Annotated in this window: 15 protein-coding genes, 1 tRNA gene and 1 pseudogene; 8 read left to right on the top strand and 9 right to left on the bottom strand. The window is 71.4% G+C overall.

Annotated features, from left to right (window positions below; translation table 11 throughout):
* The first annotated feature begins 85 nt into the window (after nt 1-85).
* Entirely contained in the window at nt 86-745 is a 660-nt protein-coding gene (locus AN218_RS03045) for an FMN-dependent NADH-azoreductase (RefSeq protein WP_070015046.1), read from the top strand.
* A gap of 45 nt (nt 746-790) precedes the next feature.
* Here the strand turns inward: AN218_RS03045 and AN218_RS03040 are convergent, their stop codons facing one another.
* The 3 genes from AN218_RS03040 to AN218_RS03030 form a co-directional block, all read right to left on the bottom strand.
* A complete protein-coding gene (locus tag AN218_RS03040) occupies nt 791-2845 on the bottom strand; it encodes an ABC transporter permease (RefSeq protein WP_070015045.1) in 2055 nt (684 codons plus the stop codon).
* A 189-nt stretch (nt 2846-3034) separates the two neighbouring features.
* Nucleotides 3035-3826, bottom strand: coding sequence for a molybdate ABC transporter substrate-binding protein (modA, locus tag AN218_RS03035; protein ID WP_070015044.1), 792 nt, complete (start codon nt 3824-3826; stop codon nt 3035-3037).
* Nucleotides 3827-3950: 124 nt separating this feature from the next.
* Entirely contained in the window at nt 3951-4346 is a 396-nt protein-coding gene (locus tag AN218_RS03030; RefSeq protein WP_070015042.1) for a TOBE domain-containing protein, read from the bottom strand.
* Nucleotides 4347-4578: 232 nt separating this feature from the next.
* Between AN218_RS03030 and AN218_RS03025 the strand changes: the two genes are divergently transcribed.
* The gene (locus tag AN218_RS03025) at nt 4579-4998 is read left to right on the top strand and encodes a TOBE domain-containing protein (protein WP_070015040.1); all 420 of its coding nucleotides are present in this window, start codon (nt 4579-4581) and stop codon (nt 4996-4998) included.
* A gap of 128 nt (nt 4999-5126) precedes the next feature.
* On the opposite strand, the gene AN218_RS03020 is transcribed toward AN218_RS03025, so the two are convergent.
* From AN218_RS03020 to AN218_RS03005, 4 genes are all read right to left on the bottom strand, one after another.
* Nucleotides 5127-6437: a pyroglutamyl-peptidase I gene (locus AN218_RS03020; protein WP_070015038.1), complete on the bottom strand. Its 1311-nt coding sequence runs from the start codon at nt 6435-6437 to the stop codon at nt 5127-5129.
* A 225-nt stretch (nt 6438-6662) separates the two neighbouring features.
* Complete coding sequence (locus AN218_RS03015; protein ID WP_070015036.1) at nt 6663-9443, bottom strand: cation-translocating P-type ATPase; 2781 nt, start codon at nt 9441-9443, stop codon at nt 6663-6665.
* 154 nt (nt 9444-9597) lie between these two features.
* Complete coding sequence (locus AN218_RS03010; protein WP_070015034.1) at nt 9598-10449, bottom strand: universal stress protein; 852 nt, start codon at nt 10447-10449, stop codon at nt 9598-9600.
* Between the two features lie 616 nt (nt 10450-11065).
* Nucleotides 11066-11149: transfer RNA gene (locus AN218_RS03005), tRNA-Leu, on the bottom strand.
* A 376-nt stretch (nt 11150-11525) separates the two neighbouring features.
* Here AN218_RS03005 and AN218_RS03000 point away from each other — a divergent pair.
* From AN218_RS03000 to pknB, 6 genes are all read left to right on the top strand, one after another.
* Entirely contained in the window at nt 11526-12347 is an 822-nt protein-coding gene (locus tag AN218_RS03000) for an FhaA domain-containing protein (protein WP_070015032.1), read from the top strand.
* A gap of 9 nt (nt 12348-12356) precedes the next feature.
* The gene (locus AN218_RS02995) at nt 12357-12857 is read left to right on the top strand and encodes an FHA domain-containing protein FhaB/FipA (RefSeq protein WP_070015030.1); all 501 of its coding nucleotides are present in this window, start codon (nt 12357-12359) and stop codon (nt 12855-12857) included.
* 23 nt (nt 12858-12880) lie between these two features.
* Nucleotides 12881-14458 carry a PP2C family protein-serine/threonine phosphatase gene (locus AN218_RS02990; protein ID WP_070015028.1) on the top strand — a complete coding sequence of 526 codons (1578 nt, stop codon included), beginning with the start codon at nt 12881-12883 and terminating at the stop codon, nt 14456-14458.
* A 16-nt stretch (nt 14459-14474) separates the two neighbouring features.
* Nucleotides 14475-15869 carry an FtsW/RodA/SpoVE family cell cycle protein gene (locus tag AN218_RS02985; protein WP_070015026.1) on the top strand — a complete coding sequence of 465 codons (1395 nt, stop codon included), beginning with the start codon at nt 14475-14477 and terminating at the stop codon, nt 15867-15869.
* 148 nt (nt 15870-16017) lie between these two features.
* Complete coding sequence (locus tag AN218_RS02980) at nt 16018-17484, top strand: peptidoglycan D,D-transpeptidase FtsI family protein (RefSeq protein ID WP_070015024.1); 1467 nt, start codon at nt 16018-16020, stop codon at nt 17482-17484.
* A gap of 223 nt (nt 17485-17707) precedes the next feature.
* Complete coding sequence (gene pknB, locus AN218_RS02975; protein WP_070015021.1) at nt 17708-19702, top strand: Stk1 family PASTA domain-containing Ser/Thr kinase; 1995 nt, start codon at nt 17708-17710, stop codon at nt 19700-19702.
* Nucleotides 19703-19852: 150 nt separating this feature from the next.
* Here the strand turns inward: pknB and AN218_RS02970 are convergent, their stop codons facing one another.
* Together AN218_RS02970 and AN218_RS02965 are read right to left on the bottom strand one after the other, a co-directional pair.
* A complete protein-coding gene (locus AN218_RS02970) occupies nt 19853-20620 on the bottom strand; it encodes a class E sortase (RefSeq protein ID WP_070015020.1) in 768 nt (255 codons plus the stop codon).
* 27 nt (nt 20621-20647) lie between these two features.
* Nucleotides 20648-21403 (bottom strand): annotated as a pseudogene (locus AN218_RS02965) (class E sortase); the annotation flags it as partial.

Genomic DNA, 21403 nt, shown 5'->3' with positions numbered 1-21403 from the left:
GGGGATGAAAAAAAGTAAGTAGCTGTGTTATCAATAGGTGCGAACGAACGACAATCTCCTTACGCACTCCAAGGAGCTGCCCCCCATGGCCACACTGCTGCACCTCGACTCGTCCCTCTTCCCGCAGGAACGCTCCGTCTCGCGCGACGTCGCGGCGTCCTTCCGCACGGCGTGGGAGGCCGAGCACCCGGACGGCACCGTCGTCCACCGCGACCTGGCCGCCGACCCGCTGCCGCACCTGGACGGCGTGGCCGCCTCCGCGGGCTTCGCGCCGCCGGAGACCCACACCCCGGAGCAGGCGGCGGCGTACGCGCTCCGCGACCGGCTGGCCCGTGAACTGGAGGAAGCGGACGCCGTGTTGATCGGCGCCCCCATGTACAACTTCACGGTCCCCTCGACGCTCAAGGCGTGGCTGGACCAGGTGATCCTCCAGGGCCGCACCGCCGGCTCCGATTCCCCGTCCGCCGCGGGCACCCCGACCGTGGTCGTGGCCAGCCGCGGCGGCGGCTACGGGCCCGGAACGCCGCGCGAGCACTGGGAGTTCGTGCAGAACTACCTCGGCAAGGTGCTCGGCGAGGCCATGGGTCTGGAGCTGGAGTTCGTCGTCCCGGAACTGACGCTCGCCCCCGCCACCCCCGGCATGGAGTCGCTGATCGAACTCGCCGAGGTCTCGCGGGCCAAGGCGCACGAGCTGGCCGAGGCGCGCGGCAAGGCGCTCGCGGCACGGCTCACCGCGGCGGCCTGACCCGCGTACGGGCTCGCGCAGGCCGACCGTCCGGCGTCCCCGTCCCTACGGCGTGACGAGGGTGACCTCGGTGGCCTTGACGCTCGTCCACACCGGGCTGCCCTCGGCGAGCCCCAGTTCGCTCGCCGCCTGCGGCGTGATCTCCGCGACCAGTGCCGGGACGTGGTCCGAGGCGACGACCACGCGCAGCCGGCTGCCGACGGCGGTGATCTCCCGTACGGTGCCGGGCCAGTTGTTACGGGGGCTCCCGGCGGGCCGTTCGCGGTGCAGCGAGACGGCCTCGGGTGCGATGACCGCCAGCGCCTGCGCGCCCTCCGCCACCGGGTCGGCGACGACGAGGGTGCCGCCGCCGGACAGCGCGAGCGTGCCCTGCGAAGTGGCCGTACCGGACCAGGCGTTGCGGCCCAGCATCCGGGCCACCCAGGGGGAGCGCGGATGCCGGGAGACCTCGCCCGGGGTGTCGTCCTGCAGGGTCCGGCCGTCGTCGAGGACGAGGACGCGGTCGCCCAGCGAGATCGCCTCCACCGGATCGTGGGTGACCAGCAGGCAGACGCCGCCGAAGTCCGCGAGATGGGTGCGCAGGGTGTGGCGGACCCGGGCGCGGGTGGTCTGGTCGAGCGCGGCGAGCGGCTCGTCGAGCAGAAGCAGCCGGGGGCGGGCGGCCAACGCCCGTGCGAGCGCGACGCGTTGGGCCTGGCCGCCGGAGAGCTGTGCGGGCCTGCGGCGGGAGAGATGGCCCACCCCGAGCCGCTCCAGCCACTCCTGGGCGGCGCGGCGCGCCTCCGTACGGCTCACGCGGGCGGCCCGCAGACCGTACGCGGTGTTGGCGAGCGCCGTGAGATGCGGGAAGAGGGCTCCGTCCTGGGGTACCCATGCGACGCCGCGGCGGTGCGGCGGCAGCGGCGTCACGTCCGTCTCGCCGAGCCGCAGACGGGCGTGGGCGCGCGGGGTGAGGCCGAGCAAAGCCCGCAACAGGGTCGTCTTCCCCGCCCCGTTGGGGCCGACGACGGCGATGGTGGTGCCGCCCGGGGCGTCGAGCGTGACGTCGTTGAAGCCGGTGACCTCCGCGTGGAGAGGGCACTCCCGCGACCACTGCTGGGGTGCGGACGGCTTCGCGGACGCGGCGGACGCCCCGGACCCGGCGGACCCGGCGGACCCGGCGGCCTCATCGGCGTCCGTACGCGGCTCCGGCCCGACGGGCTCCGCGAAATCCGCCAACTCCGCGAACTCCTCGCGCCCCGCGGGCTCTTCGGGTCCCTTCCCGGCCCGCCGTCCCTTCCGTACGGAGCGGTCGCCCGCGGTCCCGCTCCCGGTCCAGCGCCCGCGCAGCCCCACGAGGACGGCCAGGGCGACGGCGAGCAGCAGCAGGGAGACGGAGGTCGCGGCCTCCGGCTGGTCCTGCAACAGCAGATAGACCTGGAGCGGGAGGGTCTGGGTGGTGCCGGGGAGGTTCCCGGCGAAGGTGATGGTCGCGCCGAACTCGCCGAGCGCCCGCGCCCAGGTGAGCGCCGACCCGGCGGCCAGCCCGGGGGCGACCAGCGGAAGCGTGACGGTGCAGAACACCCGTACCGGCGAGGCACCGAGGGAGGCCGCGGTCTCCTCGTAACTCGGCCGGAGCCCCGCGAGCGTGCCCTCCAGGCTGATCACCAGGAACGGCATGGCGACGAAGGTCGCGGCGACGACCGCGCCGGAGGTGTTGAACGGCAGGACGATGCCCAACTCGTCCTCCAGCCACGGGCCGAGGAGTCCGCGGCGGCCGAATCCCAGCAGCAGCGCGACACCGCCGACGGTCGGCGGCAGCACCATCGGCAGCAGGACCAGGGAGCGCACCAGGGCCTTGCCGGGGAAGTCGACCCGGGCCAGCAGCCAGGCCAGCGGTACGCCGAGGACGAGGGAGAGCCCGAGCGCCGCGAAGGAGACCATGAGCGACAGACGCAGCGCCTGCGTGACCGCGGGGCTGGTCAAGTGCGCGCCCAGTCCCGCCCAGTCCGTACGGGCGAGGATGCCGAGCAGCGGCAGCAGCAGAAAGCCGATGGCGAGCAGCGCGGGCACCGCGAGGGCGATCGGCGTACGGGTTCCGGGTGCGCGGCGGCGGCTCATCGGCGTGTCCAGGCTGGGGAGTCGGGGGCTGCGGGCCGGGCGACGGCTGGTTCGACCGGCAGTCGGCAGACCGGGGCCGCCCGGCGGAGCTGACGTCCGGCGGGCGGCCCCGTACGGGTGCCGTGCGGTGGTGCTGTGCAGTGGGTACTGCGGTGCGGTGGTGCGGTGCGGTGGTGCGCCGTGGCCCGGTTACGGCTTCTGGAAGCCCGCGTCCCGCAGCATCTTCTGCGCCTCCGGAGTGCTGAGCCACTTCACGAAGGCGGCAGCCGCCTTGGAGTTCTTCGACGCCTTGAGCGTGGCGGCCGGGTAGGAGGCGACGGCGTTCTCGTCGTCCGGGATCGTGATCGCGTCGACCTTGCCGGGAACGGTCGCGGCGTCGGTCTTGTAGACGATGCCCGCGTCCGCCTCGCCCAACTGCACCTTGCTCAGCACCGCGCGGACGTTGGCCTCCTGCGAGACCGGCTTGACCTTGAGCTTCTGCTTGTCCAGGACCTCGCGGCTGTAGCGGCCGACGGGCACCTCGGGAGCGGCGAGCACGACCTTCAGCTTCGGGTCCGCGAGGTCCTTGAGGTTCTCGATCTTCTCCGGGTTGTCCTTGCCGGTGGCGATGACCAGGCGGTTCTTGGCGATGACGGTCGGAGTGCCGGTGTCGGACTTCAGCCCGTCCATGGTCTTGGTGTCGGCGGTGACCAGCGCGTCGGCGGGCGCTCCCTGCTTGACCTGGGCGGCGAGCTCCTGCGAACCGGCGAAGGAGAACTTCACCTTCGTGCCCGGGTGCTCCTTCTCGTACGCCTTGCCGGCGCTCTTGAAGACGTCGGTGAGCGAAGAGGCGGCCAGGACCGTCAGGTTGGCCTTCGGCGCACTGCTCGATCCGCCCTCGCCGCCGCCCTTCTCATCGCCGCCGCACGCGGTCAGCGGGAGCAGCAGGGCGGCGGCGACGAGCGCGGCGGCGGTACGTCGCGGGGTGACCGTGGATGACATGACGTCGGGACTCCTTGGCGTAGGGGACGCAGAGCGGGACGGGCACGCCGCGGCTGCGGACGTGGAGCGCGGCCGGCCGAGCGCGGCCGACGGACCGCGGCCGGCAGACCGCGGCCGGCGGTGCTCAGGTGCGGTCGATGTGCACGTTGGTGGACTTCACCCGGGCCACGGCCTGCATGCCGACCTCCAGGCCCAACTCCTCGACGGCCTCCCGCGTCAGCAGCGAAACGAGCCGGTGCGGGCCGGCCTGGATCTCCACCTGCGCCGCGACGTCGCCGACCTTGACGGCGGTCACGATGCCGGGGAAGGCGTTGCGGGCGGAGGTGTAGGAGACCTCGTCTTCGCCGATGCCGCCCTGTCCCACCTCGACGGAGAAGGCGGCCAGGTCCTTCCCGTCGATGAGACGGCGGCCCCCCTCGTCGCGGTGGGTGGCGACCCGCCCGGCGTCCGCCCAGCGGCGCGCGGTATCGGGACTGACGCCGAGAAGGCGCGCGGCCTGACCGATCGTGTAGCTCTGCATGCGCGCAAGGTAAGCGGGACGAACTCGCATCTGCAAGACAACGAATGCCTTCCACCGGCAAATGCGACCCGATTCGAGACATCGCGTCGCACTCGTCGACGCCTCCGCCCGCCGAGGGGAGCAGCTCGCGCGGGCGCCGTACGGACGGTCCCGCATAGGGTTGCCGACAAATCCGGCGAATCCGGCATCGCTGCCTCCGCCTCCCGCGCACACGTCCCACGAGGTGATCCGTATGGCCCTGAGCATCCGCAACCGACTGTCCGGCACGGTCACGGGCGTCAACCCCGGCGAGGCGATGGCGACGGTGACGGTCCGCCTCGCCGGCGGCCAGCCCGTCACCTCGGCGATCACCCTGGACGCCGTACGGGAGTTGGGGCTCGCGGAGGGCACGTCCGTACGGGCCCTGGTCAAGTCGACGGAGGTCTCGCTGGCCACCGGGCCGGTGCGGGGCGTGAGCATCCGCAACCAGCTCGCCGGTACGGTCACCGACGTCGCCCTGGGTCCGGCCATGGCACGGGTGAGGATCGACATCGAGGGCGGCGACCTGACCGCCGCCATCACACGGGACTCGGCCACGGAGCTGGGTCTCGCGGCCGGTTCGGCGGTCACCGCACTGATCAAGTCGACCGAGATCGCCCTCGCCACGGAGTGACGAGGGCGGTACGGACCGCTGCCGCATGACGGCTCGGTGCGGGCCCTGGGCGGGGTTGGCGTACGGGCGGGGTCACTGCCGGGCGGCAGCCCGGCCGGAATCGCTGCCGGGCGGCAGCCCGGCCGACGTCACTGCCCGGCCGCGACCCGGAGGATCGAGCGGAGCTGGCGGACGATGTCCCGCCGGTTGTCGAGGAACTGCGGATCGGTGACCGTGCCCGTGTCCGGGTCGGCGTTGTCCTCGCCGAACTCCAGGACGGGCGTGTGGACATGGCCGCCCGGAATCGTCAGCCCGAGCCGGTCGCGCAGCAGCGTCGCGCGGTAGGCGATCTCGTTGGACAGGTAGTCACCGCCGCCGCCCTCGCGCGCGGTGGAGCCCTCGGTCGGGCCGTCCGGGCGCGTCACCGGCTCGCTCGCGCCCGCCGGGATCTCGACGACCTCCGTGTGGTCCTGCACCGGGAAGCGGCCCGTCAGGGCGGAGGTGACGGCCTTGTACGGCAGCGTCGTGGCCGTCCACTGGGGCTGGGCGGCGTCGCCGGGGACCGGGACGGTGCCGGGGGCGGAGACGTTCTCGTTGTCGGGGAAGGTCCCCCGCCAGGCACCGTTGTAGCGCTCGACGTCGAACCGGCCGGGCCGGCCCTGGCTGACCGTGGCGAACATGTCCACCTCCGGCAGATGCGGCCGCAGCGCCTTCTCGACCGTGCCGTGGGCGAAGTCCCCCCAGCGGACGGGGAAGAGGGCCGTCTCGATCCGTACGGGGCCCTTCTCCGTACGCAGCACCGTGCCGTCCAGCGCCAGCGCGCCCGCACCCGACGGATTGCTGATGCGGATGTCCTCGTCCAGCGTGAACGGGTCGAAGCCGGTGACCAGTACGCGCCTGACGTCCTTCGCCGTACCGCCGGACTCCTCCGTACCGCCGGACTTCGCGCTCCCGCCCGGCCGTTGCGTGCCGCCGGGGAAGTCGACGGTGTCGTGGCCGCGCGAGGTGCGCTCCAACTGGTCCCGCAGCGCCGAGCGTTGAGCCTCGGAGAGCCCGAAGCCGGGGCGCCACTGCCGCAGCGCGCCGGTCATCCCCAACCGCGCCCAGTACAGGGGCCGGTCGTCCGCGCGGTCCAGGTCGCCGCCCGCCGGACCGCGCCCCTGCACCCGGTCCACGGCGCGCTGCCACAGCCGCTGTCCCTGCCGCGTCACCACCGTCCGCGCCTCGCGGTAGGAGTGCGTACGGCACAGGGCGCGGGTGAAGTCCGGTGCCACGGAGCCGAATCCGGAGCGGCGCAGGATCTCCTGCGGTACGGGACCGTCCAACCGCCGTTCCTCGACGGTCAGTTGCACCGAGCCGTCGGTGCAGCCGGCGCCGGGCTGCTGGGCCAGCGCGGGCGTCGCGGGCAGGGCGAGGCTCACGACCGCCACCGCGGCGAGCTGTGCGCGCACTCTTCGCATCCGGATCTCCTCGGTTTCGCAGCGACCCCGTCCGTCCCACGGCTGCCGTCCCGCGACGCGGAGGTCGCAACGTCCGTCGCGCGGCGCCGACTTGACGCGGTACCGGAGAGGGCGGACGCCCGGCGGCCGGGCGGTGCTGACGGTATACGGGCCGCGCTCACAAGGTGAGCCCTACGACCCGACGCCATACGGGACGCCGTACGGGACGTCCTTCGGCCCATGGCGTCAGCCGCCGGCCGCGGCGGCGTACCGGCAGGTCCTGCGGTGCCTGCGGTGCCTGCGCCGCAGTTCGTCGGTGCCCCAGACCACGACCGGGAACGTCGCGATCAGCGCGACCGCGTCGCCGGGAAGCGCGGCGGTGCCGAAGATGTGCTGCAGCGGCGGCAACCAGACCAGCGCCGCCGTGAACACGAGCTCGAAGGCGATGCCGGCGAGGAGCAGCGGATTGGTGAACAGACCGACCTGCCGCAGCGACGCGTGCTCGGTACGTGCCGCGAGGGCGGTCCCGATCTGGCACATCACGATGCCGGCGAAGGTGGCCGTGGTCGCCGTCAGATATGCCTCGTGCAGACCGCTTCCGGGACCCGTCGGATCGCCGGGGTGCCAACCGGCCCGCCACAGCACGTAGAAGAAGGCGCCCATCACCAGCGCCGCCGAGACCAGGCCGAGATATCCCCACGCGCGGACGAGCATGTCCTTGGTGATGACGCCCTGACCGCTGCGCCGCGGCGGCCTGTTCATCAGCCCGGGCTCGGCGGGCTCCCGGCCGAGGGCGAGCGCGGGAAGCGTCTCCGTACCGAGGTCGACGGCGAGGATCTGCAGCACGGTCAGCGGCAGCGGTACGGTCCCGCCGGACAGGGCGAAGACCAGGAACGGGACGACCTCGGGCACGGCGTGGGCGAAGATGTAGACGATGAACTTGCGTACGTTCTCGTAGACGCGCCGCCCGGATTCGACGGCGGTGACGATGGTCGCGAAGTCGTCGTCGGTCAGCACCATGGTGGACGCCTCACGGGCCACGTCCGTACCGGACCTGCCCATCGCGACGCCGATGTGCGCGCGATGCAGCGCGGGGGCGTCGTTCACGCCGTCCCCCGTCATCGCGACGATCTGACCGTGCGCCCGCAGGGCGTCGGCCACGCGCAGCTTGGTCTCGGGCGACGAACGGGCGAAGACGATCTCGCAGTCGGCCCTCAGCAGCTCGTCCAGGTCCTGGTCGGTCACCGCGCCGCCGTCGTCGACGACCCTCAACTCCGGTTCTCCGATGCCCACATCGCGGGCGACCGCCGAGGCCGTGCCCCCGTTGTCGCCGGTGACGACGTGCACCCGCAGTCCCGCCTCGTGGCAGCGGCGCACGGCACCGGCGGCCTCGGCACGCGGCGGGTCGTACAGCCCGACGAGGCCCAGCAGACGCAGCTCCATCTCGGCGTCCTCGCGCTGCCGCGGTACGGGGGTGCCGGGCGGGAGTTCGCGTGCGGCGACGGCCAGCACCCGCAGCCCCGCAGCGGTCATCCGGCTCACGGCGTCCTCGACGGCCGCTCCCTGGTCGGCCCCGGTGTCCGCACCGCCCTCGCCGTCGCGCCCGCGCCCGCCCCCGTCCTCGCTCTTCGCGAGGCGTGCGAGCACCGCCTCCGGGGCTCCCTTGACGCTGACGACCAGGCCCCCGTCGTGCTCGGAGACGGTGGACATCAGCCGGAGGCGCGGATCGAACCGGAAGAGGGCCCGCCGCCGCGCGTCCCGCTCCGCCAACTCCGCCTCCGTGCCCGCGTCTTCCGTGCCCGTCCCGACGCCCGGTCGTACGGCGGCCTCGACGAGCGCGACCTCCGTCGGGTCCCCGTGCAGCGAGCCGTCCTCCCCGACGGTGACGGTGGTGCACTCGACCATGGCCTCGGCCGGCGCACCGGTCGCCGGTCCGCTCCGCTCGCCGCCCTCGGGCGTCCACACCGAGCGCAGAGTCATCCGGTTCTGCGTCAGCGTCCCGGTCTTGTCCGTGCAGATGACGTTCGTCGAGCCCAGCGTCTCCACCGCGCTGAGCCGCTTGACCACGGCACCGCTGCGGGCCAGCAGCCGTACGCCCAGCGCCAGTGCGAGCGTGATCGTCGGCAGCAGCCCCTCGGGCACGTTCGCGACCAGCAGCCCGATGGCGAACGTCAGGGCGTCGGTCACCGGCAGACCGGCGGCCACGCCGACCGCGAGGAAGGCCGCGCCCATGCCGACCGCCACCGCCGCGATCAGCCAGGCGACTCCCTTGACCTGCCGTTCCAGCGGGCTCTCCTCGCGCTTGGTCCGCTGGCTGAGCGCCGCGATGCGTCCGAGTTCGGTGTGCACGCCGGTCGCGAAGACGACCGCACGCGCCTGGCCGCCGACGCACGTGGTGCCGCTGAAGACGAGGTTGGACTCCCGCAGCGGCGGCAGCTCTTCCTGCGCCGCGCCCGCCAGCCGCTCCGCGGGGGCGGACTCCCCGGTGAGCATCGACAGATCCACTTCCAGCGCGCCGTCGGTCAGCCGCGCGTCCGCGGGGACCCGGTCGCCCTCCTCCAGCACGACCAGGTCGCCCGGTACCAGCTCTGCGGCGGGGACCGCCCGGGTCGCACCGTCCCGTACGACATGGGCCCGGTCCGGGAGATACCCGGCCAGCGCCTCCACCGCGCGCTCGGCGTGACGTTCCTGTACGAGCGCGAAGCCGGCGTTCAGCAGGATGACGGCCACGATGGCCTCCGCCAGCACGGAGGTTCCCGCGACGAGGGCCAGCGCCCCCGCGCCCCACAGCAACAGCGCCAGCGGATGCACCAGTTGACGCGCCAGCTCCCGGCCGAACCAGCCGTGCCGCTCACGGCGGACCTCGTTGGCCCCGTACACCGCGAGACGTCTGGCGGCCTCACGGGCGGAGAGTCCCTCGTCCCCGGTGTCCAGTTCCCGGCGCAGCCGCGACAGCGGTTCGCGGGGGTCCACGGTGACGGGTGAGCCGAGGGGAGAGCCGGAAGGAGAGGGGACGTCGTCGCTCATCGCACCTGCCAGGTCGCCGCCGCCGGGTTCCGGGCGGCCAACCTAATGCGGCCCGCGGGCACGGCCCGGGAACCCGGGGACGTGCCCGCCGCCGCATCACACGTCCGGCACGCGGGGGTCCGGGCACCGCCCGTCCTCGTACCCCGTACGAGCGCTAGTCGTGAGGTACGACGGCCACGGGACAGGGAGCGTGGTGCAGCGCGGCGTGGCTGATCAGTCCGAGTTCGAGTCCGACCCTGCCGTGCCGTCCGCGGGCGCCCACCACCAGCAGATCCGCCCGCGCGGCCGCCTCCACCAGGACGTGCTGCGCGGAGCCCTCCACCGAGTCGCGGTGCACGGCCACCTCGGGGTACCGGGCCGTCGCGTCCCGCAGCATCTGGTCGACCATCGCGTCGGCCCTGCGGACCGCCGCCTCGCGGTCGGGGCCCTCGGGCTCGACGTCGCTCGGCAGCCGCCAGGCGTGGACGGCGTGCAGCTCGCAGCCGCGCGCGGCCGCCTCACGGAAGGCGAAGGAGACCGCGGGCGAGCCGACCGTGTCGTCCACTCCCAGCACCACCGTGTGCTGCGCCTCCGCGGGGTCCGCCGCCGTGTCCCGTACGACGACCGTCGGACAGGTCGCCCGGCCCGCGACGCCGAGGCTCACGGAGCCCAGAAGCGCCCCGGCGAGCGCCCCGTGCCCACGGGTTCCGACCACCACCGCGTACGCCGAGCGTCCCTCCTCGACCAGCGCCTCGACCGAGTCCATGGCCCGGGTCTCGCCGGTCACCTTGAGGTCCGGGCGGCCCACCGCCGCACGGCGCTCGGCGGTCGCGACGATGTTCTCGGCCATGACGCGGGCGGAGGGGCGGTCGAGGCCGAGGTTGGCGACGTTCTCGTATCTCTCCCAGCGAGTGGCGTGCACGACGTGCAGGGAGAGGCCGTGCCGGACCGCCTCGTCCGCCGCCCAGTCCACGGCCCGCCAGCCGGGATCGGACCCGTCCACACCGACGACGACTCGCTGCTCCACCCGTCCTCACCCTCTCGGTCGCGCTCGCGGGCCGGGGCGGCCGCTCGCACGCGGCCGGAGGCTTGCAGTTCCAGAAGAGCCTTGCAGTTCCAGAAGAGCACTGCAGCGGGTCCTTCGCCATGCGAGAGCGGCCGGACCGGAGACGGTCCCGCCGGTCGGCCCCCGGCCTCACCGGCATCCCTGGTCTCGCCGGGCTCAGGGCGTCGACCGGTCCCGCGACCGGTACGGCAGCGACCCGTACGCGGCGCCTCCGCAGGGCCGTTGGGATGCCGCCCGCCCAACTCCCCGGCGGATCCGCCGACTTGTCCCGGCAGGCAGCCGGAAGACCGGGACGCGGATGCGCTGCGTACGCCCGCCGTCACACACGGCTCCCACGCCGGCGCACCCCCGCCGGCCGCCGCACCCCCGGACCGCTCGGCGACCGGCGTCCCGCCCCGAACGTGATCAACTCCACGCGCCACAGCCGAAGATCATCAAACAGGGCCCGCCGCCGGGGACTTCACCGGCGGCACGGACGGGCGTCCTGCCGGGACCGCCGCGGTGTCCGCCCACGAGAAACGGGCCCCCGCCGCGACTTCCGTCACCGGCGGAGACCCGTCTCATCGGTGTCTCTCTGTGCGCGAGGGGGGAGTTGAACCCCCACGTCCTTTCGGACACTGGAACCTGAATCCAGCGCGTCTGCCTATTCCGCCACCCGCGCATCGGGTGCTCCCCGCCTGAGCGGAGAGGCGTTCGGCGGGCTCCTTCGCAGGCGCCTGCCGACGTCGGAAAGATTAGCACGCTGGCCGCGGTGGCTTCACATCCGTAGCGCCGCCCGCAGGCGCACGCGCAACTACGGGACACTGGCTTCGGGGACGCCGCGATCCATGCGAGGGTGTGACGGCGAAGGCGAGGGATCGGGAGGGTGTGAGAGGTGACACTCCTCCCGCGGGGCCCAGAGGGGAACCACCCGATTTCCTCGCGCGTGGATACGATCAGTAAGCAGTACCGGACCGACGTACCAACACAGCTCGCGCGCCCCACGGGCACACCGGGCGGCGCACTAGAGCCGAGGGCATCTGGGAAGGAGGTGCAACGTGGGAGTTCTGAAGCGCTTCGAGCAGCGGCTTGAGGGTCTGGTCAACGGCACCTTCGCGAAGGTGTTCAAGTCCGAGGTCCAGCCCGTGGAGATCGCGGGCGCGCTCCAGCGCGAGTGCGACAACAACGCGACGATCTGGAACCGCGAGCGGACCGTGGTCCCCAACGACTTCATCGTCGAACTGAGCGCCCCCGACTACGAGCGCCTCAGCCCCTACTCCGGCCAGCTCGGCGACGAACTGGCCGGAATGGTACGCGAGTACGCGAAGCAGCAGCGCTACACCTTCATGGGCTCCGTCAAGGTGCACCTGGAGAAGGCGGACGAACTCGACACCGGGCTCTACCGCGTACGCAGCCGCACCCTCGCCTCCAGCGCCTCGCAGCAGCAGCCCCACCGCGCCTCCTCCGCACCCGGCAACGCCTACGGCGGCCAAGGCGGTTACCCGCCCGGCCCCGGCCCGGCGGGCGCACCGCCGATGCCGGCAGGACCGCCGCCCGGATACGCTCCCGGCGCCGGCGGCGGTGCGATGCCCCGCGCCGAGACGCGGCGCTGGATCGAGATCAACGGCAACCGCCATCAGATCTCCCGCCCCACGCTCGTCCTCGGCCGCAGCACCGAGGCCGACGTGCGCGTCGACGACCCCGGAGTCTCGCGCCGCCACTGCGAGATCCGCGCCGGGGACCCCTCGTCGATCCAGGATCTCGGATCGACGAACGGCATCGTGGTGGACGGGCAGCACACCACTCGCGCTACGCTCCGCGACGGCTCACGCATCGTCGTGGGCAGCACCACGATCATTTACCGGCAAGCCGAAGGGTGAAGCGGGGGCATGTCAGAGCTGACCCTCACGGTCATGCGGCTGGGTTTTCTCGCCGTACTGTGGCTGTTCGTCATCGTGGCCGTGCAGGTCATCCGCAGCGATCTGTTCGGTACGCGCGTGACGCAGCGCGCCGCCCGCAGGGCCGAAGGCCAGCGGCCGCAGCAGCGTCAGTCGCCTCCGCGTCAGCAGGGGGGCCGGCGCGGCGGCGGACGGAACGCACCGAGCAAACTCGTCGTCACAGAAGGGTCGTTGACCGGGACGACCGTCGCGCTCCAGGGGCAGACCATCACGCTGGGCCGTGCTCACGACTCCACAATCGTGCTGGATGACGACTACGCCTCCAGCAGGCATGCCAGGATCTACCCGGACCGTGACGGCCAGTGGATCGTCGAGGATCTCGGGTCCACCAACGGCACCTATCTCGACCGGACCCGACTCACCACTCCGACGCCGATCCAGCCCGGAGCGCCGATCCGTATCGGCAAGACGGTCATCGAGCTGCGGAAGTAGTTACAGATCATGACGACCGGAGGGTGGGCACCGTGCGGATGTATCCGGAGCCGACGGGCGAGGTGCGCATGAGTCTGTCACTGCGTTTCGCCGCCGGGTCTCACGACGGCATGATCCGGGACCACAACGAGGACTCCGGGTACGCGGGACCGCGCCTGCTGGCGGTCGCCGACGGCATGGGCGGGCAGGCGGCCGGCGAGGTCGCCAGCTCCGAGGTGATCTCCACCATCGTCCAGCTCGACGAGGACATCCCCGGCTCCGACATCCTCACCTCCCTCGGCGTCGCCGTGCAGCGCGCCAACGACCAACTCCGCGTCATGGTCGAGGAGGACCCCCAACTCGAGGGCATGGGCACCACGCTCACCGCCCTGCTGTGGACGGGCCGCCGGCTCGGCCTCGTCCACGTCGGCGACTCGCGTGCGTATCTGCTCCGCGACGGACAGCTCACGCAGATCACCCAGGACCACACCTGGGTGCAGAAGCTCGTCGACGAGGGACGCATCACCGAGGAAGAGGCCACCACCCACCCGCAGCGCTCGCTGCTGATGCGCGCGCTGGGCAGCGGCGACCACGTCGAACCGGACCTGTCCATCAGGGAAGTCCGGGCGGGCGACCGCTATCTCATCTGCTCCGACGGTCTGCCGACCGTCGTCAGCCCGCAGACCATCGAGGAAGCGCTCGCCAGCTACCAGGGCCCGCACGAGACGGTGCAGGAGCTGATCCAGCTCGCGCTGCGCGGCGGCGGTCCCGACAACATCACGTGCATCGTGGCGGACGTCGTCGACGTAGACGAAGACGACGCCCTGGGCGGGCAGTTGAACGACACCCCGGTCGTCGTCGGCGCCGTCGCCGAGTCCCAGACACCGCTGGGCGGGGTCGGCGCCATGGGCACGCCCGCGGCGCGCGCCGCCGAACTCGGGCGCAGCGCGGGCCAGTCGGTGCCCCCGCAGGGCGCGGGGAGCGAGGGCTTCGGCCCGCCGGGCAGCGGCAACATGGCGGCGCCTGCGGGCAGTTTCGGCGCGTACACCGAGGAAGACTTCGTCAAACCGCGCAGCGGCAGAAGGTGGCTGCGGCGCTCGATGTGGATCGCGATGATCCTGATCATCGTCGGCGGCGGGCTCTACGGCGGCTACCGCTGGACCCAGACCCAGTACTACGTCGGCGCCAACGACGACCACATCGCGCTCTACCGCGGCATCAGCCAGGAGCTGGCCGGCATCAGCCTGCACGAGGTCTACCAGGACCGTCCCCGGGTCGAACTCAAGTACCTGCCCGGCTACCAGCGCAACCAGGTCCGCGACACCATCGCCGCCAGCAGCTCGGGCGAAGCCCGGGACAAGGCCGACGAGTTGGAGGAGCAGGCGAAGGTCTGCCAGATCGTCGCGGAGCAGCGCGTCCAGCCCCCCGCCGACGAGGGCAAGAAGAAGGACGAGCAGAGCAAGCAGGACAAGCAGGGCGAAGCCGACGGCAAGAAGCCGGGCGGCACTGCCGACCGCGCCTCCGGCAGCAAGGACCCGGGCAGCGGATCCCCTTCGCCGTCGCCCACCCCGAAGCTGTCGGAGAAGCAGCAGCAGCTCGCCAAGCAGTGCACCGCGCCGTAGGGGGGCTCCGGCAGCTATGAGCAGCAACATCATGACGAACACCGGCAGCAATACGACGGTCTCCCCCGGGGGCCTCCCCAGCCGCCGGAACACCGAGCTGGCGATGCTGATCTTCGCCGTGCTCATCCCGGTCTTCGCGTACGCCAACGTCGGCCTCGCCAAGGACGGCGCGCTGCCCGCGGGCATGCTCGGCTACGGCGCGGGCCTGTGTCTGCTGGCGGGCGTCGCGCACCTCGTCGTACGCCGCTGGGCGCCGTACGCGGACCCGCTGATGCTGCCCATCGCCACACTGCTCAACGGCATGGGCCTGGTGCTGATCTACCGGCTCGACCTGGAACCGCTGCCCGGCGGCGCCGCCGCACCGACGCAGCTCATGTGGTCGACGCTCGGCGTGGGCCTGTTCGTCGGCGTCCTGGTCTTCCTCAAGGACCACCGCGTCCTGCAGCGCTACACCTACATCTCGATGGTGGCGGCGCTGATCCTGCTGATCCTCCCGGTCTTCTTCCCGGCCCGCTTCGGCGCCCGGATCTGGATCACGATCCCGGGCGTCGGCTCGCTCCAGCCGGGGGAGTTCGCGAAGATCATCATCGCGGTCTTCTTCGCGGGCTACCTGATGGTCAAGCGGGACGCCCTGGCGCTCGCCAGCCGCCGCTTCATGGGCCTGTATCTGCCGCGCGGCCGCGACCTGGGCCCCATCCTCGTCATCTGGGCGCTGTCGGTCCTCATCCTCGTCTTCGAGACGGACCTGGGCACCTCGATGCTCTTCTTCGGTCTGTTCGTCGTGATGCTCTACGTCGCGACGGAGCGCACCAGTTGGATCGTCTTCGGGCTCGGACTGACCGTCGTGGGCGCCGTGGCCGTGGCGAGCTTCGAGCCGCACGTGCAGAGCCGCGTCGACGACTGGCTCGACCCGATGCAGGCGTTCCAGAACGGTTCCGAGCAGCCGGCGCAGGCGCTGTGGGCCTTCGGCTCGGGCGGCGTGCTCGGCTCGGGGCTCGGACAGGGCTTCTCCCGGCTCATCGGCTTCGCCGCCAAGAGCGACTACATCTTCGCCACCGTCGGCGAAGAGCTGGGCCTGACCGGTGTGATGGCGCTGCTGCTGCTGTACGGGCTCCTCGTGGAGCGCGGCATCCGCACCTCGCTCGCGGCGCGCGACCCGTTCGGCAAGCTCCTCGCGGTCGGCCTCTCCGCGGCCTTCGGCATCCAGGTCTTCGTCGTCGCCGGCGGTGTGATGGGCCTCATCCCGCTCACCGGTATGACGATGCCCTTCCTCGCACAAGGCGGTTCGTCCGTCATCGCCAACTGGGCGCTCGTGGCCATCCTGCTCAAGATCAGCGATACGGCGCGACGTCCGGCGCCCGCTCCCGCGCCCTCACCGGACGCGGAGATGACGCAGGTGGTCCGGCCATGAGGACCCTGCCCGGCGCGGCCCCGAGGGCCGTCGCGACCCTGGGGACCGGCACGGCCGCGCAGTCCGTGCCGCCCGTGACGTTCCCGAACTCCCCGTCCGTGCACCCGACAAGGCACGTGACCCGGCTCCCCGTACGAGGTGATGCACAGTGAACAAGCCACTGCGCCGGATCGCGATCTTCTGCGGCCTGCTCGTACTGGCCCTGCTGGCACGCGACAACTGGATCCAGCTCGTACAGGCCGACGAGCTGAAGACCGATCCGAAGAACAGGCGTGTGGCCATCGCGCGGTACTCGCAGCCGCGCGGCAACATCATCGTCGACGGCAAGGCGATCACCGGCTCCGCCGACACCAAGAGCGGCGACTTCCGCTACAAGCGCACCTACAAGAACGGCCCGATGTGGTCGCCGGTGACCGGCTACGCCTCGCAGGCCTTCGGCGCGAACCAGTTGGAGGCCCTCAACGACGGCATCCTCACCGGTGACGACGACCGCCTCTTCTTCAACCGCACCATCGACATGCTCACCGGCAAGCCGCAGAAGGGCGGCAACGTCGTCACGACGCTCAACGCCAAGGCGCAGAAGGCCGCTTACCAGGGCCTCGGCGACAAGAAGGGCGCGGTCGCGGCGATAAACCCCAAGACCGGCGCCATCCTCGCCCTCGCGAGCACCCCCTCGTACGACCCGTCCAGCTTCGCCGGCAACGGCAAGGGCGACACCGACGAGTGGTCGAAGCTGCAGAAGGAGAAGAACGAGGACGAGCCGATGCTCAACAGGGCGCTGCGGCAGACCTATCCGCCCGGCTCGACCTTCAAGGTCGTCACGGCGGCGGCGGGTCTGGAGAGCGGCGAGTACGACCTGGACAAGCAGACCGACAGCCCCGATCCGTACAAGCTCCCGGACTCGCAGACCAAGCTCGGCAACGAGGGCAACATCCCCTGCAAGAACGCCACGGTCCGCGACGCCCTGCGCTACTCCTGCAACACGGTCTTCGCGCAGATGAGCAACAAGATCGGCAACAAGAAGATGATCGAGACGGCGGACAAGTTCGGCTTCAACAACAAGGAGCTGGACACTCCGGTCCGCGCCGCCGAGAGCGTCTACCCCAAGGACAACCGGCCGCAGAACGCGATGGCCGGCATCGGCCAGGCCAGCAACCGCGCGACGCCGCTGCAGATGGCGATGGTCGCCTCGTCCGTGGCCAACAACGGCGCCCTGATGAAGCCGTACATGGTGGACCAGCTCGTGGCGCCGAACCTCAACGTCGTCGAGCAGCACAAGCCGACGGAACTGGACCGGCCGGTCTCCTCCGAGAACGCGCAGAAGCTCCAGCAGGCGATGGAGACCGTGGTCCAGAAGGGCACCGGAACCAGCGCGCAGATCCCCGGCGTCACCGTCGGCGGCAAGACGGGCACGGCCCAGCGTGGCGAGAACAACAGCGAGAACCCCTACGCGTGGTTCATCTCATACGCGAAGGACAGCAACGGAGACATCCCCGTCGCCGTCGCCGTCGTCATCGAGGGTTCGGACACGCTCCGCAGCGACATCGCGGGCGGCAAGCTCGCCGCCCCCGTCGCCAAGGACGTCATGAACGCGGTGCTCGAGGGCAAGCGGTGACGCGGACGGCGCGCGGCGTCACGACGGTCCACGGGGCAACGGCAGTCGTCCCGGGGGCGTTCGGCGCCGTGGCCGAAACCACCACGGCGGCACCGCAGGTGGTGACGTCCGTCACCTCAGTCACGACCGACTCGCACGAGTGGGCGGGTACCGTATCCCGAGCAGCACACCGCCGTGCCCTACGTCAGATACGGGCCCGGACGAACGGAGAGGGCTGGAGACTATGGAAGAGCCGCGTCGCCTCGGCGGCCGGTACGAGCTGGGCTCGGTGCTCGGCCGCGGCGGCATGGCCGAGGTCTACCTCGCCCATGACACGCGCCTGGGCAGGACAGTCGCGGTCAAGACGCTCCGCGTCGACCTGGCTCGTGACCCGTCGTTCCAGGCCCGGTTCCGCCGCGAGGCCCAGTCGGCCGCATCGCTGAACCACCCGGCGATCGTCGCTGTCTACGACACCGGCGAGGACTACGTGGACGGCGTGTCCATCCCGTACATCGTCATGGAGTACGTGGACGGCTCCACTCTCCGCGAACTGCTGCACTCCGGACGGAAACTGCTGCCCGAGCGCGCGATGGAGATGTCCATCGGCATCCTGCAGGCCCTGGAGTACTCCCACCGCAGCGGCATCGTCCACCGCGACATCAAGCCCGCCAACGTGATGCTCACGCGCAACGGCCAGGTCAAGGTCATGGACTTCGGCATCGCGCGGGCCATGGGCGACTCCGGCATGACGATGACGCAGACCGCCGCCGTCATCGGCACCGCCCAGTACCTCTCCCCGGAGCAGGCCAAGGGCGAGCAGGTCGACTCCCGTTCGGACCTCTACTCCACGGGCTGTCTCATCTACGAACTGCTCACCAACCGCCCGCCGTTCATCGGCGACTCCCCCGTCGCGGTCGCGTACCAGCACGTACGGGAGGATCCGCAGACGCCGTCGGCCTTCGACCCCGAGATCTCGCCCGACATGGACGCGATCGTCATGAAGGCCCTCGTGAAGGACCCGGACTACCGCTACCAGAGCGCCGACGAGATGCGCGCCGACATCGAGGCGTGCCTCGACGGTCAGCCCGTGGCGGCCACGGCGGCGATGGGCGCCGTCGGTTACGGCGGCTACCCGGACGACCAGCCCACCACCGCGCTGCGCGCACAGGACGCGCAGACGTCGATGATGCCGCCCGTACGGGACGACAACGGCGGCTACTACGACGACGGCCGGGGCGGCAGGCGCCGGCAGAACCGGAGCAAGCTCTCCACGGTCCTGCTCGTACTCGCCGCGATCTTCATCCTCGTCGGGGCGATCTTCATCGGCAAGACGCTCTTCGGCAACGGCCCCGGCAACACCGTCGAGGTGCCGGCGCTCGCCGGGCAGACCTACTCGCAGGCCAAGTCCGCCGGTGAGAACGCCGGTTTCAAGGTCACCAAGGGCGAGAGCAAGTTCTGCGACGAGAAGAAGAACACGGTCTGCGAGACGGACCCGCCGAAGGACTCCAAGATCGACCGGGGCGAGACCGTCACGCTGGCGATGTCCAAGGGCCCCGCGCCGGTCGACGTCCCGGACGTGGAGGGGAAGACCTTCCCCAACGCCAAGCAGGAGCTGGAGAGCGCGGGCTTCACCGTCAAGCGCAAGAACCAGGAGTCGGACGAGACTCCGGGCACCGTGCTGACGCAGAGCCCGGGCGGCGGCGGCAAGGCACCGAAGAAGTCGACCGTCGTGCTGACGGTCGCCCAGGAGCAGACCACCGCCGTGCCCAACGTCGTGGGCCAGCAGTTCGACGCGGCGCAGAAGGTCCTGGAGGACCGCGGCTTCGAGGTGGCACGCAAGGAGCAGGACGCTCCGGACAAGGCCGCCGGCGAGGTCCTCGCACAGGACCCGGGCGCGAACCAGAAGGCCAAGTCCGGTTCGCAGGTCACGCTGACCGTGGCCAAGGCACCGGACGACGAGCCCGCCACCGTCCCGGACGTCACGGACCAGCTCGTCAAGGACGCCCGCAAGTCGCTGGAGGACGCGGGCTTCCAGGTCCAGGTCCAGGGCGCACCGGACGAGAACAACGCCACGGTCGTCACGACGAATCCGGCCGCCAACACCCAGGGCAAGAAGGGCGACACCGTCACCATCATCGCCAGGCCGGGACAGCCGGGCGACGACGGCGGTGCCGACGGCGACGACGGGATCTTCGGCGGTCCCTTCGGACAGCCGAACCGCGGCAACGGCAGGTCCTGAGCCCGGGAGCCGACCCGGTCGCAGACGAACGCGCCCCCGCGCAGCACGAGTTGCTGCCGGGGGCGCTTCGCGTGTGCGATGGGGGTTCGCAGCGGCCGGCCCCGGGCCGGTTCGCCCTGGTTCCCTCCCGAACCCGAACTCCGCCTCGGATCAGCGCAGTTCCTTCGGCGGAGTGCGCTTCGCGTCCACGTCGACCGTGCGCTCCAGCTCGCCCCACACCACGTACCGGTACTTCGAGGTGAAGACGGGCGTGCACGTGGTCAGCGTGATGTAGCGCCCCTCGTGCTTCTTCCCGGAGCCCTTCGGCACCGGGTCGAGCACGTCCACGTTGTACTTGCTGGTGCGCGGCAGGATCGAGAAGACCTTGTAGACGAACCAGGTGTTCTTCGTCTCGAAGACGACCGGGTCGCCCTTCTCGATCTTGTCGATCCGGTGGAACTTGGCTCCGTGCCCGTCCCGGTGCGCGGCCAGGGCGAAGTTGCCCGACTGGTCCTGCGGCATCCCGGACTTGACGGGCTTCGTGTAATAGCCCGCCGCGCCCTTGTTGAGCTCCTGCGCGTCGGTGCCCTTCATCACGAGCACGTCCTCGCGCGACATCGAGGGCACATGCAGGAAGCCGATGCCGTCCTTGGTGTCGAGGGCGCCGGGCGTACGGTCGCGCAGCCAGCTCTCGCGCACCTTGTCGCCCGCCTGCTTGGAGTCGCGCTCGGCGAGCACGTTCGTCCACCACAGCGAGTACGCGACGAACAGCGCGAGCACGACGCCCGCGGTGATGAGGAGTTCGCCGAGGCATCCGATCAGCGCGGAGATCCTGCGGCGTCGGGTGGCCCTGCGTCCGCGTTCGGACGCCGGATGCGGCGGCGGGCTCGACGACGTGACGCCGGATCCCCCGCTCCGGTCGTGTTTGGTCTGTGACACCGCTTTACCGCCCCGTCCTGCAGTCCCCTACTCGACGAGAGCGTCCGGCTTGCCCTTGCTCCGCGGACGCTCCTCGACCATTTTGCCCCAGACGATGAGCCGGTATTTCGAGGTGAATTCAGGTGTGCACGTAGTCAACGTGATGTAGCGGCCCGGGCGTTCAAAACCGGAACCTCGTGGAACGGGTTCGATCACGCTCGTGTTCGCGGGCGATGTCGACGGCAGCCGGTTGGCCATCTTGTACGTGTAGAACTTCGTGGCCGTCTCCACCACGATCTCGTCCCCGGCGACCAGCCGGTTGATGTAACGGAACGGCTCGCCATGGGTGTTGCGGTGTCCCGCGAGCGCGAAGTTGCCCTTCTTGTCCCACGGCATCGCCGTCTTGAACGGCTGGGCGTCGTAGTGCCCGACGAGCCCCTTGTCGAGCACCTTGGGCTTGGAGACGCCCTGGGCGATGGGGGCCCGTACGTCCAGCTTCGGCAGATAGATGATCGCGAAGCCCTCGCCGGGCGCGAAGTCGTCCGCCCTGCGCTCCGGGTCCAGCCCGGCCTTGCCCTTCTTCCCGCCGTCGCCCCACTGGTCCTGGAGGCTCTGCGCGGCGCCGCCGGCCTCCTGGCCCGCCAGGACGTTCGTCCACCAGAGCTGGTACGCGACGAAGAGCAGCATCNCCCGCCGATATGAACACCTCGCCCAGGAAGCGGCTCGCGATGATCGCCGGGCCCTCGCGCCGGGCACGCGCCGCACGCCGGGCCTCCAGCCGGGTGCCGGCGGGCGCCGGGGGCG

Origin of the sequence: Streptomyces nanshensis, from assembly GCF_001751255.1 — a bacterium.
GTDB classification, from domain to species: Bacteria; Actinomycetota; Actinomycetes; order Streptomycetales; family Streptomycetaceae; genus Streptomyces; species Streptomyces nanshensis_A.
Note: the sequence above shows the minus strand (reverse complement) of the source record. Positions and strands in the feature narration are given on the sequence as shown.